Source organism: Butyrivibrio sp. NC2002 (assembly GCF_000702265.1).
Lineage (GTDB): Bacteria > Bacillota > Clostridia > Lachnospirales > Lachnospiraceae > Butyrivibrio.
Genome location: NZ_JNKZ01000004.1, coordinates 172,039 through 192,950 on the forward strand (window position 1 = coordinate 172,039; position 20,912 = coordinate 192,950).

Sequence of the window (20,912 nt, forward strand, 5' to 3'; positions counted from 1 at the left end):
TTGGTTCATTTAAGCATTTTTGTACATTCCTTCTCAAACTCTTCAACCGGCATAGGTTTATAAAAATAATATCCCTGCATCTCGGTGCATCCTCTCTCACTCAAAAAATCCGCCTGTGCCTTGGTCTCTACACCTTCAGCAATAAGCTTCATTCCAAGAAGTTTGACAAGCACTATCACCTGCGTGATGATTATACGGCTTTTTTCCATATCTCCCGTTCCGGTCAAAAAATGGAGATCCATCTTTATCCTGTCTACCGGAACCTCCTTTAGCATATGAAGTGATGAATATCCGCTGCCAAAGTCGTCCATTTCAACCTGGAAGCCATACTCACGCAGCTCCGTAGTAGTCCTGATCAAAAATTCAGGTCTCTCAACATACGCAGTCTCTGTTATTTCAATCCTTAGCTGCTCGGGATCAAGCCCGTATTTCTGAACCAGTCCATAGAAAAAGCCCGGAATATTTCTGTCCTCTCTGATATCAGATCGTGACAGGTTAACCGATACAGATCGGACTTCACCCTGCTCCTTCCATCTCTTTAGGTCCTGACATACCTTATCCCATATATATTTATCAAGGTCAAAAATCTGCCCTGTCTCTTCCAGTACAGGAATAAATATTCCTGGCGAGATCCACCCACGTGTTGGATGCTTCCAGCGGCACAGCGCTTCAGCTCCGCTCACTGATTTGGTCAGATAATCAACCTGCGGCTGATACCACACCTGTATTTCACCGGTATCCAAGGCCATCTGCAGATGTCCACTGATGTCAACTATCTGCTTACCCTTTTCCCATTGCTCCGGATTATAGAACTCATAGCCTGATTTGTGCGTATTCCTGATCTTCTTTTCTGCCATCCTTGCATAATCAAGCATTCTATCTACATCTACGTTTTGATAATCCTCCGGTGTCAAAACATAAACTCCTGTGCATAACTGGAGTTTTATTTCTTTACCCTTGTCATTAAAATAATTCAGCAGCGGTTCTACAACTCCTTTTTCGTAGACTTTCATCTGCGCATCGTCTTTTATCTTGCGAAGAATAGCAAAGCGGTCACCTGTAACGCGGCCTACTGCTTCCTCTTCTGTAAGTGCTTCTATTATGCTATGTGCCCAGAACTTTAGAAGCTCATCTCCTGCATCTCTTCCGAGTCGTTCATTTATAAATTTAAAATTCCTAATGTTGTTGAAAACAAGAATATAATGATTATCAGAATAAACTCGAAGAAGCTCCTTTGCACGTTTCTTAAACCCCTCAAGGCTCAAAGCACCTGTAAGCGGGTCTTTTTCTATCAGTTCTCGCAGTTTCTGCTCCTGGCGCCTTTCTGCCTCATGCTGCAAATGAACACCAAAAGCAATCACTGCAAAAAACAAAAATGCCAAAATAAAGAACAAAAATCTGTATTCAAAAATATAATCCCAAAAATCATTATGATATAAGCGCCTCGATGTGTAATCGAGAATTATCGCTTGTTTTCTGGTATCTTCCAACTTGGATATTCCCTCATCCAAGCGCTTTATTATATTTCTTCCTTTAGGTGTATCAAGAGTACCTGCGCGAAAATCCATAGAGAACATGGACGCAGGCTGAACTCTAAGATCCGCATAAGACGGCTTTTGCAGAACATAACTCCACACATAGGAATTATGCATAAGTGCATCAACCTTACCGCGTCTAAGTGCCTTAACACTTTGCCCCATAGTTTCAAACATAGTAATCTGAATTCCAGGATAGAGCTGTTTTACGGTTTCTGCTGCTCCGGTCAGTGAACTAAGCATTCCTATGTGCATTTCATTTATTGGAGGAAGATTCTCGTTCCCCTTGGTTACCATAGTAAACGGCGTCTGCATAAGGTTTTCGGAGACAATTGTATCTACGCCTGTTGAACTCTTTATTGCACTGCCAAATGGCATGATCAGATCATAATCCGGATTATCCAATGCATCTTTATTGGTTTTTTCATCAAGAACTCTAAAAGAAGTATTATATCCGGCCTCTGCAGCCGCTGCACGCATGAGGTCAATGCCTATACCCACAAGTTCATCTGTTTCCTCGTCATAATAAAACACAGGACATCTGTCAGCAGGAACTCCAATAACCAAAGTTTCTGCTTCATCTGAAGCTGAACGGGCATAAGCTACGCTTCCTATCAAACATAAAAATGCTATACATATGACAAAACATGAATATCGCAAGACATTCCATACTACTTTCATGTGTTTCTCCATCCCCCTCAAAAAAATAATGAAAAAAAAGCATGAAGACAGAAAATCCCCATGCATGTTCATTATAGCATTAAAAAATATCAATATGTTCATTTTATAGCATTTTAAGAAACTTTTTATTCTAAAATCTCTTTATCGTTTCGTTCATGCTTCCTGTTCTGTATCCGATAAGATCCATGGTTACGTATGAAAAACCAAATTCTTTGAATGAAGCTGTTATACGACTTCTAACCTCCTCTTCAATGAGTTTGGGAAACTCCTTAGGCATTATCTCTATTCTAGCTATGGTTCCATGAATACGTACACGCACCTGATGAAATCCAAGGTCAAGCAATAACTGCTCGGCTTTTTCAACCATTCCCAGCTTTTCTCTGGTTATCGTTTCGCCGTAAACAAATCTGGAGGAAAGACAGGCAAAAGATTGCTTATCCCAGGTCGGAAGTCCAAGATATTTGGACAATGCTCTTATGTCGTCTTTGGTCAGTCCCACCTCTCGCAGAGGACTCTTTATTCCAAGCTCTGCCACGGCCACAAGTCCGGGCCGGTAGTCGCCGTTATCATCCAGATTAGATCCTTCCGCAACCTCTGCAATATTCTCGCGTTTAGCCATTTTCTTTATATTTTCAAACAGCTCGCGTTTACAGATATAGCACCTGTTGGTCGGATTTTGTGCAAAGCCCTCTATTTCCAATTCTTCAGATTCAAAAAATATATGCCTTATCTTTTGCTCCCTGCAAAAAGCTTCCGCCTCATTTGATTCTCTCTTGGGAAAAGAGCAGGATCTTGCTGTTATAGCTATCACCTTATCACCCAAGGCTTCTTTAGCTGCATACAGCAAAAATGTCGAATCCACCCCGCTTGAAAACGCAATAGCTACGCTCCCATAGCTCTTAAGCAGGTCAATGAGGTCATCATATTTTTTCAGTTGTACTTCAGTAGGTTTAACATTTTCTGTATTATCAGTTACTGCCCTGTCTTTTATTCCTTCCATTAAAACCTCCCAAATAAAAAATTAAGTCCCAGCTTATAATGTTAGTTCTGTCTTTAGAAGTTCATTTTCATTGCAGACACATGAAGTTATAACAAATTCGTATCCCCTGGCTCCAAATCGCCGCATTCCTTTTAAAAACAGATGCATCCGCTTATCCTCGGTCATGTATTCTTCTGTAATAATTTCTCCGGCAGAGCCCTTTTCCAAGACTTTCCTGAAATCTCCAAGAAATGCGGGAATCAAAACCTTCCCCGTTTTCTTTCCGTTTTCAAATCCATATAACTTGTTAATTTCGTTCTGGAGAAGCTGATCGATCGTCATTTGGGTTATCCCCCTACTTTTTATTTCTCAATAATAACCCTGCTCAGCTGTCTTTTGCAAACAGGACCACTATCTTAATATCTCATCTATTGTAGACACTGTACTAAAGCTTCCCGAATGCGTAGTTATTATTTCTTTCATAAGAGGAAGCTCGAAAAAGCTTATATAGCAGATAAGTGTATTATTTTCTCCTGCAATTGCTCCCCTTGAATCCATAATGGTACAGGTCTTATTGAGTTTATCCTTTATATCCTTAATGATTCCGTCCGGATCCTGCGTTATTATAGTCACCTGCTTAATAGCTTCGAAGTGATCGGTATAGTGATCGATAACTGCAGTTGCAACTACATATACCAGCAGGCTAAGAAGCGCTGCAGTTGCATCGATGACAGCAAAGACCGTGATGTATACACAGGCATTAAAGACAAGAAGTATCGGTGTCAGACTATAGTTGCGACCGGTTATATCCGAAAGCTTTTTTACAATGATATTGGCAAGGATCTCCGAGCCATCTATGCATCCGCCATTTCTAAGGATAAGAGCAAGTCCTGCTCCCAAGATCGCACCGCCAAAAGCTACCGCCAGAAAATGTTCTGTATTAAGTTCAAAAGGAATTACTTCAAAGAATTCCAGTCCAACCATATAAACGACTGAGCCCACAGCAGCTTTTATCGTGAAATTTTTTCCAAGAAACAGATAGCCTGCAATTATAAACGGCAGAAAAACAAACAAAACACATAACGAGAGTTGAAGTCCCGTCAGTTTACTTATAATGATGGCAACACCCGCTGTTCCATAGTCTATTGCATCGTTTGGAAGCAGTATCAAAGCTACTGAAAAGCTCGCCATGATAGCCCCTATTATTATAAAAATATAAGACAAAATTCCGTGCTTTTTCTTCATAAAGTTTGCTCCTCGTATATTATGTATTGGCACGATTGCTCCGCAATCCTGCCCTATCGGTCGGAACCATTCCAAATCATGACTTCGTCATGATGGTTCCTCCCTAAGTCTATATTGCTTATATTTTTCTTTTCACATCTTATATCCACAATCCTTCTTCCATCAACCCCACGCATAAATTCCTTTTTTATCAGTAAAACAGAAATCGCCGGCAAGAATTCAAAAATAATAAATTTTTCCCATACAGTTTATAAAGATTTTATGTATATGTAGTATACTTTCAAATAACAAATACAATATCTTGTAGTTCAAGGGAGGTTTTACTATGCGGGGAAATTGTTCTACAGGCAAAACATATTTGGAAAAAACTGCTCCCAGGATCGTGGATGCAGTTCGGATCAACAACCGTTATTTCGATATAGAAACAGTTAAAGAGAAAGCCGCCGGCATAATATCTATCTCAATGATATTAGCCTTTTTAGCAGCCTTCTCTTTTTTGTTCTTTATATGATCAGAATATCTGTGATCAATCCAAAATAGAATATTGCATGAGCTCATATTTTAGCTGTGTGCCTTCTCTGATTCCCTCAGGTAGAAGGGCTCTGGCAACGAGCTTTAGATCTTCTGATTCAATGTCAGTTCTCTTTAAATTAGCATAATCGCCATCAATACTTACTACTGTGTAATACCATGTTTCCATATTTTGCCTCTTTCTTCTCCAATCTACTGCCCCGCATCTGGTACAGCGATAATTTCTGTAGTATTTTGTAAACTTGCTCATTCGTTTTCGGTAGATTGTTGCTCCACATCCACCGCATGTAAAAACGTACTTTACCGCCAGACTCTTTGGTTTGTAATTCTCTATACCCTTTTCATTGCCACTGGTCGTCCTTTTTATATTGTATCCGTATTCTTCATTCATTTCCCTGGCATAGACTTTCCATTTGCCTGTATGCTTCATCCCTTCTTTACAGGTATGCAAAAGCTCATGGATCATAGTTTCTTTGCAGGCCTTTTCCGAAATCCGATCATCTCTAAGAAGTCTGTCAGCAATTTGTATTGAATATGTCCCGTCAGTATTCTTTTTGCACTGTCCCCACATACTTCGTGCCCTGGTATTGATCTTCCATTCCTTAATATTCCCTATCTCAATCCCTATATCAGCAACCTCTTCCATACACTCCTTCTTGAGTCTTTCAAAATCCTTCATCATTGTAATAATTCCTACCATATTCCGCTATTATTTCAATATACTTATTCCCCACGGTAGCGAGCCTTTGTCAGGCTCCCTTTTCCATTTATCACTTTCCTCAACAAGAAGGTTCATTATTCATATTGTATCAGCCACATTAGATGCCTATGATCGTAAACCTGTTTTCCCTCTTAAAGTTTTCCTGTACCCATACATCAGCTTCTGCATATAACTCAAGACTCGTTATATCAGAATCGGGAATGTATTTTCTTACATTTTCCCAGTCTTCCATGGAAAATGCAGTTCCATGATACCTATCATATGTCGGAACTGCATTCTTTAATGCTTCGTAGAATCCCAAATTCATAATAAGAATATCATCATCAAGATATATGGACTCATCATTCCAGAATGACTGCTCATCCCAGCTTCCTGAAAAAAACTCATGATAGCAGGTCCCTTTGCGTTCATCATTTGTAACAAAGAATTTCATAATCTGATCATCCTCTTAATTACGTTTTTATTTAAATATTATAACACCCACGGATCAATTTCCGTGGGTGTTTTTGGGGTTTACTATATTTCTTGAATTCTTTTTCCAACCTCGTCATCAGCAGTTAGATCATAGACCATCCTATAGCAATCAAGGGCCTGCTCCTTGTCGCCTGTATTGGCAGCTTCTTCTGCTGCCTTATACAACAGCGCAAGTGTTACGGAGTTGGCCTCTGTTGGGATCTTATTATCCCCAAGGATCTTCTGTATCTGAGGCAGGTCCTTATTTGAAATATCTCTGCCAACAGCCTTTTTAAGGAATTCCAGTTCAGCATCAGCCTGCTTGGATTCTTCAAAATATTTGCTATAGAGGTAACAAGCGGCAGAAATCTCCGGCTCATACTTTTCCAGATAATACCATCCAAGGTTTCTGTAATAAGCCGCAAGCTCTGCCCTTGTACAGCAGTAATTATAGGATTCTGTAGTATAGGAATATTCACCTTCAACATCGCCAAGCTGCTTACAGCAATGGATTACTCCAAGGATTGCTTCCATGTCCACAGGATTGTCAAAGTGCGCATCAAGGTACTCCTTTTGCGCACCGGAATAATTTCCGGCAAGTAACAGTTCTTTTGCCTTCTCCTTATGGGGAGTCAGTGTATCTTCTCCGGATATTTCATATTCATCCTTACCAAGGCAGTAATATTCATATAAAAACACTTCCGAGATATGCCTAAGGCAGATCTTTAATTTACTCATATCTATTAACCTCTTAGTCCATTACTTTATGACAGTAATTCCCCTTTATGATTTTCAAAAAAGTCAAAATATGTCCTTACTCCCTCAAGATCTGTCCACTTCTTGATATCAACCGGGCATTCATCCAGATCATAAATCCTCGCCCCTTTAAGTGATAGCAAAAACGGTGAATGCGTAGCTATTATGAACTGACATCCAAAGAATCTGGATGAATTCTGGATGAACTCTAGCAGTTCAAGCTGCCTCTGAGGTGAGAGCGAGTTTTCAGGCTCATCCAGCAAATACAATCCATTGTCTTTTATCTTCTCAGAAAAATACTGCAGAGCACTTTCTCCATTACTATGCTCAATGATGTTATTTCCAATAGCATCTCTTACATATTTTGACTGCGTTTTGGATCTTGCATCTACAATTTTCTTAAGCTGCTCATAATCGTCCAGTGACCTCATCTGAAACTTTGAATGCTTATTCTCAATCCATTCATCAAAAACCTGCTCTCTTTTACGATCAACACCATCGTTGAGTGCTCTTAGGTTAAGCATGAAATCAAACACATCATCACTGGTTATCATTCTGATCTCTTTAGGGCTTCCCTCATATGTCATCTCATAATCACACATACCTATGTAATCCCCAAAGAAACTACTTCTGTTAAATAATGTATCCCTCTCCGCCTTAAGTTTCTCTGCCATAATATTCAGTGCAGTGCTTTTTCCTGATCCATTGTTTCCATACAGAATCGTTATCTCTGAAAAAGATAATTCTCGCAGCAGATTCTCAGCAAACACGCCAAACGGGTAAAAGGATGCATAGCACGTTCTTCTTATGTCATTAACAAACTGTTCTTCAGCTTCCACTCCCGGGAAATGAAACGAATCTATATATCGCATCTTCTATATTTTTCCAATTACTATTTCAATGATCTCATCTATTTTCATTTTTCTTTCATCCTCTTCCTAAAAAACCATAGCAGTGCTTTTCATTTCCATTCAAACTTCATAATAGCTCCTCCAAATATCTGATTCCCCACTCATTTTTCACTCATTCAATTATAGTAAAAAATGGAATCCAGTACTACATGAATCACCAGATTCCATTATCTATTCACGGTTTTTCAGGCAGCCAGCTCATTCCCTGGCCTGTCGCCCTGTTGTCCCCTCCGCAGTATAAAAAACATAAATGATCGTCATATCTTTGAATTTATAGCGTCTACGTGACATGCTACTCTTAATTTATTGCAGTTCACGTAGAAATAAGCAGATATTTAGACAAATTACGTGAGGATAGGTTTTCTTAAAGGGTGGTATCGCGTAGAGTGGCTGAAATATTTAGACGAATTACGCGAGGAAAGGTCTTTTAAAAGGTGGTATCGCGTAGAGTGGCTGAAATATCATTGCGAAACTACCTGATAATAGTCTAAAAGATAAAGCTGTGTCACGTAGATGTTTGCATTGAACCTGCATTGGACAATTCTTATCTAAATGACAATGACTGTGAATAGTTACTGATCCTTATACTTGTAAAAAAATAAAACGATGAAGAAAAATTTTCCTCATCGTCTTATTTCCATACTTCTATCTCATTTTGGAATAGAGGTTATTCATGCAAATAAAGCCTTATCTTTTCTTATACAGAACAAGTTCCGGATTTGCGCCCTCTGCCTCATATGTGCATATTAAAATAAAATCCATATTTGCAAGGATCCCAAAACATCTGTCTCCGCCAAACTCTGACTCAAGCTGGTTTCCAAGATATGTTACATTGTCGTCCAGGAATTTCACCTTTGCTCCGCTTGGTAATGGATATTCAAGATTAACATAACTGCCTACCAGCGCATTGAGCTTTTCTACCCTTGGCAAACCTTCAATATGAAGATCATTGATCTCTTCTATCAGCTGTTTCTTAAAAGCTTCAAACTGCCCATCATCACTGAGTTCTTCGTACCTTTTCCAATACTCCAGTTTAGGGAGTTCCTGCTTCAGATATTCACGTGCCTGATCCTCGGTAAAGTTCTCATTAACCATGTTAGGAATGCATACTTCTATGAGATTATCCATGTCGCTGTATGTATAGGTTCCATCTGCATAGCACCATTTACAGTAATCCTCATTAAGAGATCCGTCTTTGTTTCTTCCGATAATTGAATCATCAAGCGGCATTCCACAGCACTGACATATCATTTTATGCGGTGAGCCAAGTAATGTGTTTATAGAAACATCGTAAAGGTTAGACAAAAGTTTTAACGTCTCAGTGTTCGGGACTGTATCTCCATTTTCCCATCGTGAAACAGCCTGACGAGTCACGAAGACCTTTTCAGCCAGATCATCCTGAGACATATTATTCTTTGCTCTAAGCTCAAATAAAACGTCTTTCGTATTCATATGAATCCCTCCTCTACTATTATTCTAATACGGAGTTATTCATAATACACGCAACTTGTTGTTGCTTCTGTTCTTGCAATAATTTGCAAAAGCCTCGCTGTAACCCGGTATCGTTATTATTTCACCACTTCTTTTTACACCCAAGCAGCGTGCGAAGTTCATCCTCGTCCATCCGTGGCAAAGCCTTCCGTATATGCTTTATTATCCTGTCCAATGATTCCTCAGGGCTTCTCTTATAGGCTGACCTACACAGCTTATCACCCCTGTAGTTTTCAGCTATATCATATCGGCAGTTGCCCCATCCATATTCATCACCGCTCTTACGCTTGCTGTATTCGTAATCTACCGGCACAACATAAGTCTGCATCTGAAGTCTGGTGATTACTGTCTCAAAGCCCTTATTGCCACCTTTTTTATAGTTAAGGCCGTTCTTGATCTCTCTGGTAAGCGTTGCCCCCGACCCGTTAATGAAATCTACAACTCCCTTATCCTTGTAAGCGGCAATCCCATCATCAAACCTCGCATCAAAGTCATAACCATCACGCCTGTAGTTGCAGAAATCAGGCCATAGTTTCATGCTGATAAAGCCTGCCTTTTTCTCAAAAAACTTGCCGTAGACAAGCTCCTTTTCTCTTAGGACTTCTCCCTTCCAATCCCAGGCATCCCAATGGACTCTGCCCTTCCATCGTCCCTGGTACCATGCTTCGTACGAAACATTTTCCTCAAGTGAAAATCCTTCTATCCTACAGGAAAAAAATGGCAAAAATCCTATTTCATTAACAAGGTCTACTAGATCACTTCTCTTTCTGATTTCGTCAATAATCATATCCCCGCCTTACTTCATTCCTTTGATACTACGTTCTTAATAAGCTCATTATATATTATTTGACAAAAAACGTGTCTGGATTACAATAATATTTAACTAGATTCGAAAGACGCCAGTTGCTACCGAGTAACTGGGACAACGTCATTTCTCTATCGTTAGGTCTTAGCAGATAGGGAAATGGCGATTTTTATTATACGGAGGTTTTATAATGCAGTGGATCATTTTGTTACTAGCCGGTCTTTTTGAAGTAGGCTGGGCGATCGCCATGAAATATTCAAATGGTTTCACAGTTCTTTTTCCATCTGTAATTACAGTTGTGGGCTACATAGCCAGTGCCATCTTCTTGTCATTGGCGCTCAGGAACCTGCCTCTTGGCACGGCTTATGCCATGTGGACTGGGATGGGAATTGTCGGGACTTCGCTTCTTGGAGTTTTCCTTTTCCAGGAAAAACTGTCAATCCCTCAAGCAATATGTGTTATCCTTATTTTAGTTGGAATTATTGGTCTCAAATTACTTGCGAAAGAATGAGGTTATAAAGATATGTTCAGAAAAATGAGAAGATTCGCTCAGCAGATATCTGAGGAAAAGTGCATAGAAATTTTGAAAAATGAACCCAGAGGCGTTTTATCAGTTCTTGGAGAAGACGGCTACCCATATGGCATGCCGATGGATCACTGGTACTGTGAGGAAGACGGCAAGCTCTACTTCCATGGTGCCAAGGAGGGCCATAAGCTTGATTCCATAAAGGCTTGTGACAAGGTAAGCTACTGTGTTTATGATGAAGGATATCGCAAAGAAGGCGAGTGGGCACTCAACATCAATAGTGTCATCATCTTTGGTCGTATGAAGCTGGTTGAGGATCCCGAGAAGGCAAAAGAAATCTGCACCCACCTATGCCGAAAGTTTACCGATGATGAGGAATACCTTCAGAAAGAGCTAAAAAATGCCCTGCCACGGGTCCAGTGTCTTGAACTGACTCCGGAACACATGACAGGGAAACTTGTCAATGAATCATAGATTCCATTTTGCTTCAATTTTTGTTCCTACGTGAGGTCATTTGCCTCGCGTAGACAACATACAGCACTTCTTTAACAAGCCATTTTGGGGCGTATCAGAAATTGCTTCCATTCCATCCCCAGTCTTCCGTTCCAAAATAACAGATGTATATGTGGTCAGGTGCAATTCCCAGGATATCCCCATAAATTCCTGTCAGTTCTTTTGTCACCTTTGCGTATGTGTCTGAAGAAGCACCTCCATAAATCTTAACCTCAATGAATGCAGTGGGCTGAGAATCATCGCCTCTAAAATACATAGGAACACCACCCTCGATTGCGAGCATGAGCCAGTTCTCACTCTTTCCCGGGATTATCGATATAGCCTCTCCAAGGCGCTCCTTTATCAGAGTCTCTTTCTCCTTTGATACTGTTACATTTGTCTTTGTTGAAATAAATGGCATGTTATTTCCTCCTTCTTATAATCTAAGTTTCTTAACTTTATTCATAATACCGGGAAGCCGGTCTTCCGAAAAAAATGAATCTGCATTCTCATTTTAGTACTACTCATTCTTATCAGCCATTGCTGCAGAGATCTTAGGAATAAGTATCAGGTCAGCAGGAAGCCAGTTGACACTCCTAAGGCTACAGATATCAAGCCACTTTGCCGCCTCATGTTCCAACAGCTTTAACTCCCCTTCAGCTACTGTCGCCCAGTAACAGTTCATATGAAGATGAAAAGTCTCATAATCATAATCTATGACATCAATAAGGTCATGAACCTCGATCTTTGCATCAAGCTCCTCTTCTATTTCACGAACCAATGCCTGCTCCGGTGATTCACCTTCTTCTATCTTTCCTCCGGGAAATTCCCAGCCATCCTTATATTCCCCATAACCTCGCTGGGTTGCAAATATCTTTGTCTTTTCCTCATATTTGTCGCATATTACTGCTGCTACTACATTTACTGATTTCATTTTTTTACTTCCGATTCCAGAGGTCTGTTTTTATCATTATTCCCAGTTCTTCCACACATCAGGCTGATATCCCAGTGTGGACTGCTTGCCATTTCTAACAACAGGCGTCTTTATTATCTGCTGATTCTCTAATAGCTTTTCCAGTTTATCTTCATCAGCAATGTACTGAATAAGTGCAACGGCATCTTTATCCTTTGCATCAGAATTTATCATGTTCATGATGCCTCCATTAGCACTAGCAACAGAGGTCATCTCTCCCTTACTCATGCCTTTTTCCTTCATATCAATGAACTGATATTTTATGCCGCGCTCCTTGAAGAATCGCTCAGCTTTCTTTGTATCATTGCACTTCTTGGTGCCAAATATTTGTATATTCATCTTTCATCCCCTAAATCAAATATTTTATCCATTCTCAATACCTCATACTTTCGACCTAATTGGGACCGCTTACGGTGGGTTCCTACGTGAGGTCCTCCTAAAAAGCATCCCTTTGCGCGTAGGATTAGTACCAAAATATGCTTAGCCTACGTGAAGGCAGTAGCAAATAAAGTAAAGACTCACGTAAAATGTAGTCAAATTGATTCAAAACTACGCGTAAAAGCAGGAAAAAGCTCATATACCTCACGTAGAACATACAAATCGCCTTACTAAGGTCATTAAGCTATTTCCCCAATTGTTTCTTTAAAAATCCAGGCTATCTTTATTCATTAAAAAGTATTTCATTCCCATAATTACAAAGCCTATAAATTTATGTGTGTCAATCAGATACTACTATTTTTTGACGATTTACGCATTTTTTAGTAATGACAAAAGCAAAGGCAAGAATTATCTTCTCCCTCCTTAATCGCACAGAAATGATGCTACCCCTACATCATACACATGGACAGTCTTTCCAAACCTATCCGCTTCAGTAGGAACAATCTCTCCTCTTTCAACCTGCAGTGCCCCTTCAATGAGTTTTGGCACAATAGAATAATCCACCGGAAGTGTTCCATGATTGGCATAGATCCCTTTAATGTCATCCTTGTATTTATCCAGTCTCCTGAGACTATGGATGTATGCACTCAAATCCCTCATCTCACCAAACATGAAGATATGCCCATCCTGTATCGGATCACCACTAAAGAGCATTCCGCTGTTTTTATCCAAAAGAGCTGTGCTTCCCGGTGTATGTCCAGGGAGTGCTATTGCCAGAAGCTCTCGTTCTCCAAGATCAATCACATCCCCGTCATATACAGGTATTATCTTCTGTGAAGGATGTGGCAACTTATAGTTCACAAGCTCTGCAAGGTTCATCATCACTTCATCAAACTCTTCATTGCTGCCAACATGATCTACATCCGCATGCGTATTAAAAAGCCTGACAGGAAGATCTGTAAGCTCCTTTACGAGCTCCTTTGCATTATGCGTCTGCATCCCACTGTCAATCAGCAGAGCTTCCTTCTTACCCATCAAAAGAAAAAACCTCACTCCTCCTTCATCGTACTGATATGTACTCTCATCAATCTTTTCCCAACTCATTTTTATCCCTTTACTTTTCTACCCCGGTTATAGTTTCCTCTCTATTCTTTTCGCCGGCTCATTCTGTACGTCTCAATTTCTTCCGCTATAGTGTTATAGTCTCTCTCAAACAATTCCTCATATACCTGCTTCCAGAGAATTTCACCTGGCACTTTTTCAAGTAGCTTTTCCTGAACAAACAGTTTGCTCTTGTTTTTATATTTGGGAAGATCATTTTTCTCTAAAAGATGGTTCAACTCTGTCCTCCACAGGATAGAGATCTTCCTCTTATCTTTAACTCTGGGATTTACATCGGCATGCCTCATGACATAAAAATCCGGCGCACCGTTCTCATCAGCTTCAACTGTGATAACGCCCCACCAGTCAGGAACATGCTCCTTTACATGAGCTGCATGTGATGAACCCACCACAATGATGTTGCGGTCATAATACCAGTTGTAGTTTTTGACCTGTTTCTCAAGCCTGGCATATGTATCAGCATCGCTTTTGATCTCTATGCCGTACAGATAATCCGGAGTGATCATGACAACATCTGCCCTGGCACTGCCGGTTCTTTTCTCCTCAAGGATCCGCACTTTTCCAAATGAATCTTCAAGGAAGTCAAACAACGGCTCCCGAATATCCTTGTCATAAAATACGTCCTTCTTCATCATCACCATCAAATAAGCACCCCTGAAAAATGATCGATTTCATGCTGGATTATCTGTGCCGTAAAGCCGTTGTATTTCCCATGCTTTGGCTGAAAGTCCTGATCCAGGTAATCCACCTCAATCTCTTTATACCTGGTGCACGGCCTTACTCCATCAAGAGACAGGCAGCTCTCCTCTGTCTGATACTCTCCGGTCTTCTTGGTTATTACCGGGTTTATCATTGGAAAAATGAAGGGGCCCATAGCCACCACAATGATCTGCTTCTTCACACCGATCATGTTCGCAGCCATGCCTACACACCTGTCCTGATTTGCTCTTAATGTATCTAAAAGATCTTCTACAACCTGCTTATCTGCATTGGTTGCAGGCTCTGACTTCTGTTGTAAAAAGAATTGATCTCTAACAATCGTTTTTACCATTTCTAAAACCCCGTTCCACATTTCTGGCAAAAATCAAAATCTTTCCTGCCATCTGTAATTCCCATAATAAAAAAACATCTACTTTTCTCCTTTACTATCAGAATCTTTATATGCCGCTATACCAAGAACTCCGGTAAAGACAACCGCACTGTAAGTACTAAACCTTTCTACAATGCCAAACACACTCTTAGGAAGGGCTCCGCTTCCTGCTGCTCCCAAAAACATACAAGCAAGCGCCAATAGAGCAAGACACCCAAGCACCTTTCTACCTTCCCTAAAACACCCGATAGCTATCACTATCAGTGAAACAATTGACAATAGTACAACCAGTACGGTTACAACATAAACATGAACAAACGACTGAAAACTCCCGTCATATCCACTCCCTGTTAAAGGGAATAGTGAATATCCTATTGCAGATACTGCATTCATTGCAGTGAAAAGGTATATTCCAAGCCGAAAAACTTTATTCGATCTGCCAGCCAAGATGCATAAGAAAGCACAACAAATCCCGGTAAATATCCCATACACGGATGTATATCCGCCTGCCACTATACGCGACGGAGCATCCACAGCAGTAAGATCGCTCACCGCCTGGGTCATACGGTCATAGCCCGGATAGTAAAGTGCTCCAACAACATCATGCATGATGTAAAAAACAACTGACAATAATCCTGATATCAGAACCCATATCCTCATCTGCCTTTTCATATTTGGTTGCATCTCTATAGCTTCCTCCACGTATCTCTCTCCTTAAGTGTTTCCTCACCGATCGCAAGGATTTTGTCATTACTATCTTCATATGATTTCAATCATTCTAATTATATGCAAAAAAATACTTCGACGCTATATGAGACAATCGAAGTATCATCTATGTAAATTCCCATAAAATCGAGTTGCTGTATGAAGGGAGGCTACGAACATTATGACGTAGCCTCAATGTGGTCTTACTTCTTGAACAGATCAGCGTGTGTTCCGGTACGAACGGCAGTAAGAACTAGATTACCTTCATCTTTGCCATAAATCAGTAGCCAGTCTGGTTGTATGTGACACTCGTTAAATCCCTCGTAATCGCCATACAAAGGATGATCCAGATATTTTGCATCCAGTGTATGTCCCTGGAGCAGTTCATCAATGATATACTCAAGCAATCTCAAATCTAAACCACGTTTTTTGGCGAGTTTGTAATCTTTTTTGAACCTTGTAGTATGCTTTAGGGTGTATTTATATACATTCATTCTGCATCAAGCTCATCAAACAGCTCTCTTGCAGAACCATATGATTTAGCCTCCACCTTTCCTGCCATAATATCTTTTGCTTCATTTATCGCAGCAATCGTTTCTTTGTTATACTTAGGAATCCTTACATCAAATGGTATACCGCCTTCCATGAGGGACTTCTCAAAAAATATGTTAACTGCTTCGGCAAGTGTCATGCCAAGGTTCCCATAAAGCTCTTCAAGACTTGTTTTCTTTTGTTTGTTCATTCTCATGTTGAAATTTGTATCTTTAACCAGCGTAGCCGCCATAAATATCACCTCCTCTTAAGATAATGATACCACCATGTATCACATTTGCAATACAATGTTTTACATTTAATAAAAAAGTCAGATTTACTGGTTTAAGGCTCATCGCATCATCTTCGCTTGCCGCTGCGTTTTGCATAATCCTTGCGAATCTCAGCATCCCAATCACAGCAATTAAGCTCTTTCTCGGCATCCATTGCACTCTCCGCCATCATCACAGAACAAACTGCCTCCGAAACACCGGCATACAGATTTGCAGTTCCCACAGAATCATGCATATAGTTGACGGCTCTTTCCTTTTTTATACCGAAGCGCTGAGCCTCAGCGTAGGAATCGATATTTGCACCTATGAAAATAAACTGCCATCCATACTTCTTCTGCTCATGCCGGATCATCTTCTTTATCTGTCCATACGAATACCTGCTGCTGGCATTCTCCATGCCGTCAGTTGTTATTATGAAAATAGTTTTATCAGGCCTTTCATCCTCAGGCGCATGTCTGTGCGCATTTACCGTATGCCTGATTGCTCCGCCAACTGCATCAAGAAGTGCTGTGCAACCTCTTACATAGTAATCATCCGGAGTGATATCTTTCACTTCCCTGATATCCACCCTATTATGAAGCACCTCAGTAACATCATCAAAAAGGATTGTTGATACATATGCCTTTTCACCGGTCGCACGCTGCTTTTTTATCATGGCATTAAAGCCGCCTATCGTATCAAGCTCCAAACCGCCCATTGATCCGCTTCTGTCCAGTATATAAACGATTTCTGTATATCCCTTACTCATTTTGACACCTCCATATCTGGTCCTAAGGGGGTACCGCTTGCGGTGGATTCCTTAGGACGGTCTAATGTTTTCATAACTTGCTTTACACTACCGTCATGAAACACAATTACCCTTCGCTCCGGCATCCTCATCTCATATTCATCCGTCGCACCCAGCTTGCATGCCAGCCGAGTGCTGCTTCGTCTGCCTCGGAGCTCTATCTGATAATGCCATGTTACAATGAAGTCAAATAAAAATGGTCAACCCGAAGGCGACCATTCATATCATCCGTTTGACAGCGGAGCCAGTCCGTAATCAAACAATGTAATATCTATTTTCATAACACTGTAGTCCTTGTGGATTATAAAATATTTGACCACAACATCCGTCTGCGAAATCGGTGAAAAAGCATATCCTGCAAGTCTTAAAAAATCCACCGTCTCATCAAGATTTAGCCTAAGTCCTACAGCCAGGCAGAGGACTTTTTCTTTTGAAGGCTTCACCTGCCCTTTAAGAAGCTTTGAAAAATACTGCTTTGAAATATTTGCTGCCGTATATATCTCTGAATTCTTAAGCCCCTTCTTGTTGATCAGCTGTTGCAGGTGTTTTTCAAATGAATCCGTATACATTTCTTTTAATGCTTCATCCAAAGACTGTGTCTTCTCTGCTACAGAAGCACCCAGCTCCTCGGAAGAGTATAATTCTTCATCCTCCTCTTCTGTTATAAACTCTTCATCTTCCTCTAGCTCTGAATCCTCATCTGCCTCGCAGGGAAAAGCTTCTGCCTTTTGAAGAAACATCAAACTATCTTTAGGAATTCCGTCCCTTTGATATTCGTCATTAAGAGCCATGGTGACATATTCCTCATCAACAAAGCTCTGCACATCATCAAATATCTTACCGGACACATGATAGGCATACCCTCCGAACACAACAAGAGTTATCTCCATCTCATGTTCCTTCAGAAAATCTGTAAAAGCATCAACCGCTATCTGTATTCCAAGCTCCTTGGGAAATCCATACGTCCCTGTGGCAAGAAGCGGAAAAGCTATCGACTTACATCCATTCTCAAAAGCCAGTAAAAGTGCCTTATCATAGCACTGCCTAAGGAGTTTCTCCTCTCCATAGTCTCCTCCATCCCACCAAGGACCACTCGCATGAATAATGAATTTGGCATTCAGGTCAAAAGCCGGTGTGATCCCCACATCACCGGGCTCGAGCACTCCTATCTTCTTTCTGGCAGCAAGGAGTCTGTCCTCACCGGCAGCCTTATATATGGCAGAGTCCACACCATCCCCTATTGCAACATCAGGATTTGCAGTATTAACAATGGCATCTGCCTTAACTTTTGTTATGTCATTACGAATAATCTGAAATGGCATAGATTTTCACCCCTACTCTTTTTATATAGTATCCATCTTACGCATATTTCATCATTCATTTGTAATACGCAGAGACTTCAAGAAAACTCTTGTTGCCATCTATGTAATCTTTATATGCTGTTTCTGCATCTTTTCCGCGAAATACCTTACAAAGTCCACACATGTCACAGTCAGAAATGCATGGATATCTTTCTTTTATATATGCTCTGCGCTCTTCCAAAGTGGAATTTCCTATCTCAGGTGCACCTGCCATAACAACAATCTCCTCAGTGTATCTGCCTGTCCTGGCGATATGTTTCCATATACTCCATGTTTATCTCACGAATTTCCTTTTTACCATCGATGTAATCCTGGTATATGTCCCAGGGACTTCCGCCTCCAAGCCAGCATGAAGAACAATTCTCACAACCACCTCCGCAGTCAAGAGAGTTCTTCACTATCTGTTCGCGTTCTTCTTTAGTTGTATCTTTGATAAGAATAGACTTCATGCTTCTACCTCCCATCCCAAATACTGCTTAACTATCAAATCCATCCAGTTTCTTAGGCACCGTCAGCCTAACTGATCATACTTTTTACTGCTGCCCCTACTCTTATCTACAGGATACTTCTTCTCATTTTTGTCGATCTTATCATTAAGGATCTCGCAAATATCATATCCTTTCTTCTGGGCTAACTGAATGCAGTAATTCATTACATCGGCAAGTTCTTCTCTTAATGCCTCATCATCTGCTTCAGAGCTCCATTGAAAGCACTCCAGCAACTCCCCTGCTTCAATCGCAATGGACTTAGCCAGATTTTCAGGGCTATGAAACTGATCCCAATCCCTATCTTCAGTAAATTTTGCTATACGCTCACAAGTCTCTTCAAAACTCATATTTAGCTAATCTCTCCCAATCAAAAATATTTTTTCAGATAATTCCTCAGTCCCGGATCGCAAGCATAGATATAAGTTCCCTTTATTCCTCTTGTCATAAGCGTAACATATATATTTTGAATATATCCTTTGAGCTCATTTATATCTTTTGTTTTCCCGAGATTATCATAATAATTGGACTTATCAATTACTATTGTCTCCAGTTCTTTGTCATATCTTATTTCCGGTCCAAATATGACTCCGGCTATATTTAAGTCGTATCCCTGCACTGTATGGATGCAGCCTATCTCATTTACAGAATTCTTACTATTTATCCAATCCGTGGACTCTGTATTCCATTTATATCCCTGATCGCCAAAAACAATGTCATATGCATTCTTGTCCTTATTGGACTTCCATTTCCAGCCATAACCCGCCACTGTTCTGCAAAGGCCTATCTCATCATTTTTCCTTCTAACCGCCCGGATCATTTCATTCGGATCATCAAAAATTCTTACGTCATAATCTCCAAAGCCTTCTCTTCTGACGCCAGCCTCTTCATAGATAACTGACTTGACATATTCTATATAATCATTGCCACCTTTACATCTAAGCTGTGATGTAAGTTCTATTTCCTTACATAGATTATCTCCAATAAGCTTTTTGAACTGTGGTCTTTGTATATCTGATGGTCTGACTGATTGTTCTTTGTCATAAAAAATTAGCTGCATTCTGCTGCACTTTATAATCCAGTCCAGCTCAGTTGCATCCTTATCGAGGCCAAGTTTATCATTTGCATCATCAAAGCTTGGGTAATGCGATAAATAGGCTCTTCTGTGTAATCTATGTGCCTCATCCACCACTAATAGATCATAATAATCATTAACCACATCCGTTGGTCTTATTATCATATCTGATGAAAGCCCATCAACAGAGTCAAATACATTTTTTAGGGATTCCCTTAATGACTGCATTGGGACAACAAAACCTATCTTCAATTTCCCAATTCTATTAGCAAACTCATTTAGCAGTTCAAGTCTGTCTATCTCATCTTCTTCCTGATACAGGCTGATGCTGCCGTCAGATATTTCCTTAAGTATCTTCATAAGATACACTGCAAGAATCGTCTTACCTGTACCTGCCTCTCCATTTACCACAATGAGTTTATTCGCAGTACTTCTATGATAATTATCCTCAATGGTCTTAAGTATAGCTGTCAGTGCATCTTCCTGCTCATAGGTAAGAGATTTATATGGTGAATATTTAAAAAGATCCAGATTCTCAATCTCATCTATGGTATGCTTTGCCAGTCCTCTTTCTATAAGCTGTGACCATGTATATTTAAACTCATCTCTGTATATATCACGGTTAAAATAATTATGATCTACAATCCCGGCATTACCGTTATGAAGGCGAAATTTCCCATCTGCACCCATGTACTTTATCAGAAATGATTCCATGTCCAATGCTACAGACTTATTGAAATTCTTATCAGTCATCATGCAGATAAGTTTATACTCTGTATCAGAATCTTCTTCCAGATGCTGCTTGGTCCTCCTGACTCCATCAAGCGTTTCTCCAACATAAGCATCCGTGTCATTGTGCATAATATAGACAATGGGCCAATTGGTTGCGTAATGCCAGTATCCCATTGCTCTGAGTTCTGTACTGGAATAGTCAAATTCCTTGATCGTTATCATAAAAAACCCCTTATTATTCTTGTACTATCTGC

At 40.3% G+C, this 20,912-nt stretch carries 27 protein-coding genes and 1 pseudogene; 2 read left to right on the plus strand and 26 right to left on the minus strand.

Annotated features, from left to right (window positions below; all coding sequences use genetic code 11):
* Positions 1-5: 5 nt before the first annotated feature.
* The 11 genes and pseudogenes from T543_RS00660 to T543_RS00715 all read right to left on the minus strand — a co-directional run bounded on the left by T543_RS00660 (position 6) and on the right by T543_RS00715 (position 10,090).
* Positions 6-2,216: an EAL domain-containing protein gene (locus tag T543_RS00660; protein WP_035764698.1), complete on the minus strand. Its 2,211-nt coding sequence runs from the start codon at positions 2,214-2,216 to the stop codon at positions 6-8.
* 130 nt (positions 2,217-2,346) lie between these two features.
* Positions 2,347-3,216 (minus strand): ATP-dependent sacrificial sulfur transferase LarE, encoded by an 870-nt coding sequence (larE, locus tag T543_RS00665; protein WP_081829871.1) that lies wholly within the window; start codon positions 3,214-3,216, stop codon positions 2,347-2,349.
* A 33-nt stretch (positions 3,217-3,249) separates the two neighbouring features.
* Complete coding sequence (locus tag T543_RS00670; RefSeq protein ID WP_035764699.1) at positions 3,250-3,537, minus strand: hypothetical protein; 288 nt, start codon at positions 3,535-3,537, stop codon at positions 3,250-3,252.
* 69 nt (positions 3,538-3,606) lie between these two features.
* Positions 3,607-4,440 carry a YitT family protein gene (locus T543_RS00675; RefSeq protein ID WP_035764700.1) on the minus strand — a complete coding sequence of 278 codons (834 nt, stop codon included), beginning with the start codon at positions 4,438-4,440 and terminating at the stop codon, positions 3,607-3,609.
* Positions 4,441-4,966: 526 nt separating this feature from the next.
* The gene (locus T543_RS16505) at positions 4,967-5,140 is read right to left on the minus strand and encodes a hypothetical protein (protein WP_035765759.1); all 174 of its coding nucleotides are present in this window, start codon (positions 5,138-5,140) and stop codon (positions 4,967-4,969) included.
* Positions 5,141-5,341: 201 nt separating this feature from the next.
* A pseudogene (locus T543_RS16510) lies at positions 5,342-5,671 on the minus strand (SprT-like domain-containing protein); the annotation flags it as partial.
* Between the two features lie 118 nt (positions 5,672-5,789).
* On the minus strand, positions 5,790-6,125 hold the full coding sequence (locus tag T543_RS00695) for a hypothetical protein (protein ID WP_035764704.1): 336 nt from the start codon (positions 6,123-6,125) through the stop codon (positions 5,790-5,792).
* Between the two features lie 83 nt (positions 6,126-6,208).
* Positions 6,209-6,883, minus strand: coding sequence for a hypothetical protein (locus T543_RS00700; RefSeq protein ID WP_035764707.1), 675 nt, complete (start codon positions 6,881-6,883; stop codon positions 6,209-6,211).
* 26 nt (positions 6,884-6,909) lie between these two features.
* On the minus strand, positions 6,910-7,773 hold the full coding sequence (locus T543_RS00705; RefSeq protein WP_035764710.1) for an AAA family ATPase: 864 nt from the start codon (positions 7,771-7,773) through the stop codon (positions 6,910-6,912).
* Positions 7,774-8,499: 726 nt separating this feature from the next.
* Positions 8,500-9,264, minus strand: a complete 765-nt coding sequence (locus T543_RS00710) for a zinc ribbon domain-containing protein (RefSeq protein WP_035764712.1) — start codon at positions 9,262-9,264, stop codon at positions 8,500-8,502.
* A 121-nt stretch (positions 9,265-9,385) separates the two neighbouring features.
* Positions 9,386-10,090, minus strand: coding sequence for an AlkZ-related protein (locus T543_RS00715; RefSeq protein WP_035764715.1), 705 nt, complete (start codon positions 10,088-10,090; stop codon positions 9,386-9,388).
* Between the two features lie 208 nt (positions 10,091-10,298).
* On the opposite strand from T543_RS00715, the gene T543_RS00720 reads away from it, so the two are divergent.
* Both T543_RS00720 and T543_RS00725 read left to right on the plus strand, forming a co-directional pair.
* Entirely contained in the window at positions 10,299-10,619 is a 321-nt protein-coding gene (locus tag T543_RS00720) for a DMT family transporter (protein WP_035764718.1), read from the plus strand.
* A gap of 12 nt (positions 10,620-10,631) precedes the next feature.
* On the plus strand, positions 10,632-11,108 hold the full coding sequence (locus T543_RS00725; protein ID WP_035764721.1) for a pyridoxamine 5'-phosphate oxidase family protein: 477 nt from the start codon (positions 10,632-10,634) through the stop codon (positions 11,106-11,108).
* Between the two features lie 94 nt (positions 11,109-11,202).
* Here the strand turns inward: T543_RS00725 and T543_RS00730 are convergent, their stop codons facing one another.
* From T543_RS00730 to T543_RS00800, 15 genes are all read right to left on the minus strand, one after another.
* Complete coding sequence (locus T543_RS00730; protein ID WP_035764735.1) at positions 11,203-11,547, minus strand: phenylpyruvate tautomerase MIF-related protein; 345 nt, start codon at positions 11,545-11,547, stop codon at positions 11,203-11,205.
* A gap of 99 nt (positions 11,548-11,646) precedes the next feature.
* Positions 11,647-12,060, minus strand: a complete 414-nt coding sequence (locus T543_RS00735) for a (deoxy)nucleoside triphosphate pyrophosphohydrolase (RefSeq protein ID WP_035764740.1) — start codon at positions 12,058-12,060, stop codon at positions 11,647-11,649.
* Positions 12,061-12,096: 36 nt separating this feature from the next.
* Positions 12,097-12,438, minus strand: coding sequence for an arsenate reductase family protein (locus tag T543_RS00740; protein WP_035764742.1), 342 nt, complete (start codon positions 12,436-12,438; stop codon positions 12,097-12,099).
* 462 nt (positions 12,439-12,900) lie between these two features.
* Positions 12,901-13,581: an MBL fold metallo-hydrolase gene (locus tag T543_RS00745; protein ID WP_035764744.1), complete on the minus strand. Its 681-nt coding sequence runs from the start codon at positions 13,579-13,581 to the stop codon at positions 12,901-12,903.
* A 41-nt stretch (positions 13,582-13,622) separates the two neighbouring features.
* Entirely contained in the window at positions 13,623-14,240 is a 618-nt protein-coding gene (locus T543_RS00750) for a sce7726 family protein (RefSeq protein WP_242839427.1), read from the minus strand.
* Positions 14,240-14,650, minus strand: a complete 411-nt coding sequence (locus T543_RS00755) for a peptide deformylase (RefSeq protein ID WP_035764745.1) — start codon at positions 14,648-14,650, stop codon at positions 14,240-14,242. Before T543_RS00755 ends, T543_RS00750 begins: the two co-directional genes overlap by 1 nt.
* Before the next feature lie 78 nt (positions 14,651-14,728).
* Positions 14,729-15,391, minus strand: a complete 663-nt coding sequence (locus T543_RS14900) for a DUF998 domain-containing protein (RefSeq protein ID WP_051638435.1) — start codon at positions 15,389-15,391, stop codon at positions 14,729-14,731.
* Positions 15,392-15,597: 206 nt separating this feature from the next.
* Positions 15,598-15,888 carry a type II toxin-antitoxin system YafQ family toxin gene (locus tag T543_RS00765; RefSeq protein WP_035764747.1) on the minus strand — a complete coding sequence of 97 codons (291 nt, stop codon included), beginning with the start codon at positions 15,886-15,888 and terminating at the stop codon, positions 15,598-15,600.
* Positions 15,885-16,178, minus strand: a complete 294-nt coding sequence (locus T543_RS00770; RefSeq protein ID WP_051638436.1) for a type II toxin-antitoxin system RelB/DinJ family antitoxin — start codon at positions 16,176-16,178, stop codon at positions 15,885-15,887. Before T543_RS00770 ends, T543_RS00765 begins: the two co-directional genes overlap by 4 nt.
* Positions 16,179-16,285: 107 nt before the next feature.
* Positions 16,286-16,966: a vWA domain-containing protein gene (locus T543_RS00775; RefSeq protein ID WP_035764749.1), complete on the minus strand. Its 681-nt coding sequence runs from the start codon at positions 16,964-16,966 to the stop codon at positions 16,286-16,288.
* Positions 16,967-17,229: 263 nt separating this feature from the next.
* Complete coding sequence (locus T543_RS00780; protein ID WP_035764750.1) at positions 17,230-18,327, minus strand: macro domain-containing protein; 1,098 nt, start codon at positions 18,325-18,327, stop codon at positions 17,230-17,232.
* A gap of 55 nt (positions 18,328-18,382) precedes the next feature.
* Complete coding sequence (locus tag T543_RS00785) at positions 18,383-18,580, minus strand: hypothetical protein (protein ID WP_026488946.1); 198 nt, start codon at positions 18,578-18,580, stop codon at positions 18,383-18,385.
* Between the two features lie 13 nt (positions 18,581-18,593).
* Positions 18,594-18,815, minus strand: coding sequence for a hypothetical protein (locus T543_RS00790; RefSeq protein ID WP_035764753.1), 222 nt, complete (start codon positions 18,813-18,815; stop codon positions 18,594-18,596).
* 62 nt (positions 18,816-18,877) lie between these two features.
* Positions 18,878-19,201 (minus strand): nucleotide pyrophosphohydrolase, encoded by a 324-nt coding sequence (locus T543_RS00795; RefSeq protein ID WP_035764755.1) that lies wholly within the window; start codon positions 19,199-19,201, stop codon positions 18,878-18,880.
* Between the two features lie 20 nt (positions 19,202-19,221).
* Positions 19,222-20,880 carry a DUF2075 domain-containing protein gene (locus tag T543_RS00800; RefSeq protein ID WP_035764758.1) on the minus strand — a complete coding sequence of 553 codons (1,659 nt, stop codon included), beginning with the start codon at positions 20,878-20,880 and terminating at the stop codon, positions 19,222-19,224.
* Positions 20,881-20,912 lie beyond the last annotated feature (32 nt).

Bases quoted from the DNA above. Each gene is read 5' to 3' on its own strand.
- T543_RS00730 (WP_035764735.1), bottom strand. From the start codon at position 11,547: ATGCCATTTATTTCAACAAAGACAAATGTAACAGTATCAAAGGAGAAA.
- T543_RS00670 (WP_035764699.1), bottom strand. From the start codon at position 3,537: ATGACGATCGATCAGCTTCTCCAGAACGAAATTAACAAGTTATATGGA.
- T543_RS00740 (WP_035764742.1), bottom strand. From the start codon at position 12,438: ATGAATATACAAATATTTGGCACCAAGAAGTGCAATGATACAAAGAAA.
- T543_RS00795 (WP_035764755.1), bottom strand. From the start codon at position 19,201: ATGAGTTTTGAAGAGACTTGTGAGCGTATAGCAAAATTTACTGAAGAT.
- T543_RS00790 (WP_035764753.1), bottom strand. From the start codon at position 18,815: ATGAAGTCTATTCTTATCAAAGATACAACTAAAGAAGAACGCGAACAG.
- T543_RS00695 (WP_035764704.1), bottom strand. From the start codon at position 6,125: ATGAAATTCTTTGTTACAAATGATGAACGCAAAGGGACCTGCTATCAT.
- T543_RS00765 (WP_035764747.1), bottom strand. From the start codon at position 15,888: ATGAATGTATATAAATACACCCTAAAGCATACTACAAGGTTCAAAAAA.
- T543_RS16505 (WP_035765759.1), bottom strand. From the start codon at position 5,140: ATGGAAACATGGTATTACACAGTAGTAAGTATTGATGGCGATTATGCT.
- T543_RS00745 (WP_035764744.1), bottom strand. From the start codon at position 13,581: ATGAGTTGGGAAAAGATTGATGAGAGTACATATCAGTACGATGAAGGA.
- T543_RS00770 (WP_051638436.1), bottom strand. From the start codon at position 16,178: ATGGCGGCTACGCTGGTTAAAGATACAAATTTCAACATGAGAATGAAC.
- T543_RS00780 (WP_035764750.1), bottom strand. From the start codon at position 18,327: ATGCCATTTCAGATTATTCGTAATGACATAACAAAAGTTAAGGCAGAT.
- T543_RS00700 (WP_035764707.1), bottom strand. From the start codon at position 6,883: ATGAGTAAATTAAAGATCTGCCTTAGGCATATCTCGGAAGTGTTTTTA.
- T543_RS00785 (WP_026488946.1), bottom strand. From the start codon at position 18,580: ATGGCAGGTGCACCTGAGATAGGAAATTCCACTTTGGAAGAGCGCAGA.
- T543_RS00800 (WP_035764758.1), bottom strand. From the start codon at position 20,880: ATGATAACGATCAAGGAATTTGACTATTCCAGTACAGAACTCAGAGCA.
- T543_RS00725 (WP_035764721.1), top strand. From the start codon at position 10,632: ATGTTCAGAAAAATGAGAAGATTCGCTCAGCAGATATCTGAGGAAAAG.
- T543_RS00750 (WP_242839427.1), bottom strand. From the start codon at position 14,240: ATGGTGATGATGAAGAAGGACGTATTTTATGACAAGGATATTCGGGAG.
- T543_RS00735 (WP_035764740.1), bottom strand. From the start codon at position 12,060: ATGAAATCAGTAAATGTAGTAGCAGCAGTAATATGCGACAAATATGAG.
- T543_RS00660 (WP_035764698.1), bottom strand. From the start codon at position 2,216: ATGAAAGTAGTATGGAATGTCTTGCGATATTCATGTTTTGTCATATGT.
- T543_RS00775 (WP_035764749.1), bottom strand. From the start codon at position 16,966: ATGAGTAAGGGATATACAGAAATCGTTTATATACTGGACAGAAGCGGA.
- T543_RS00705 (WP_035764710.1), bottom strand. From the start codon at position 7,773: ATGCGATATATAGATTCGTTTCATTTCCCGGGAGTGGAAGCTGAAGAA.
- T543_RS00675 (WP_035764700.1), bottom strand. From the start codon at position 4,440: ATGAAGAAAAAGCACGGAATTTTGTCTTATATTTTTATAATAATAGGG.
- T543_RS00710 (WP_035764712.1), bottom strand. From the start codon at position 9,264: ATGAATACGAAAGACGTTTTATTTGAGCTTAGAGCAAAGAATAATATG.
- T543_RS00755 (WP_035764745.1), bottom strand. From the start codon at position 14,650: ATGGTAAAAACGATTGTTAGAGATCAATTCTTTTTACAACAGAAGTCA.
- larE (WP_081829871.1), bottom strand. From the start codon at position 3,216: ATGGAAGGAATAAAAGACAGGGCAGTAACTGATAATACAGAAAATGTT.
- T543_RS00720 (WP_035764718.1), top strand. From the start codon at position 10,299: ATGCAGTGGATCATTTTGTTACTAGCCGGTCTTTTTGAAGTAGGCTGG.
- T543_RS00715 (WP_035764715.1), bottom strand. From the start codon at position 10,090: ATGATTATTGACGAAATCAGAAAGAGAAGTGATCTAGTAGACCTTGTT.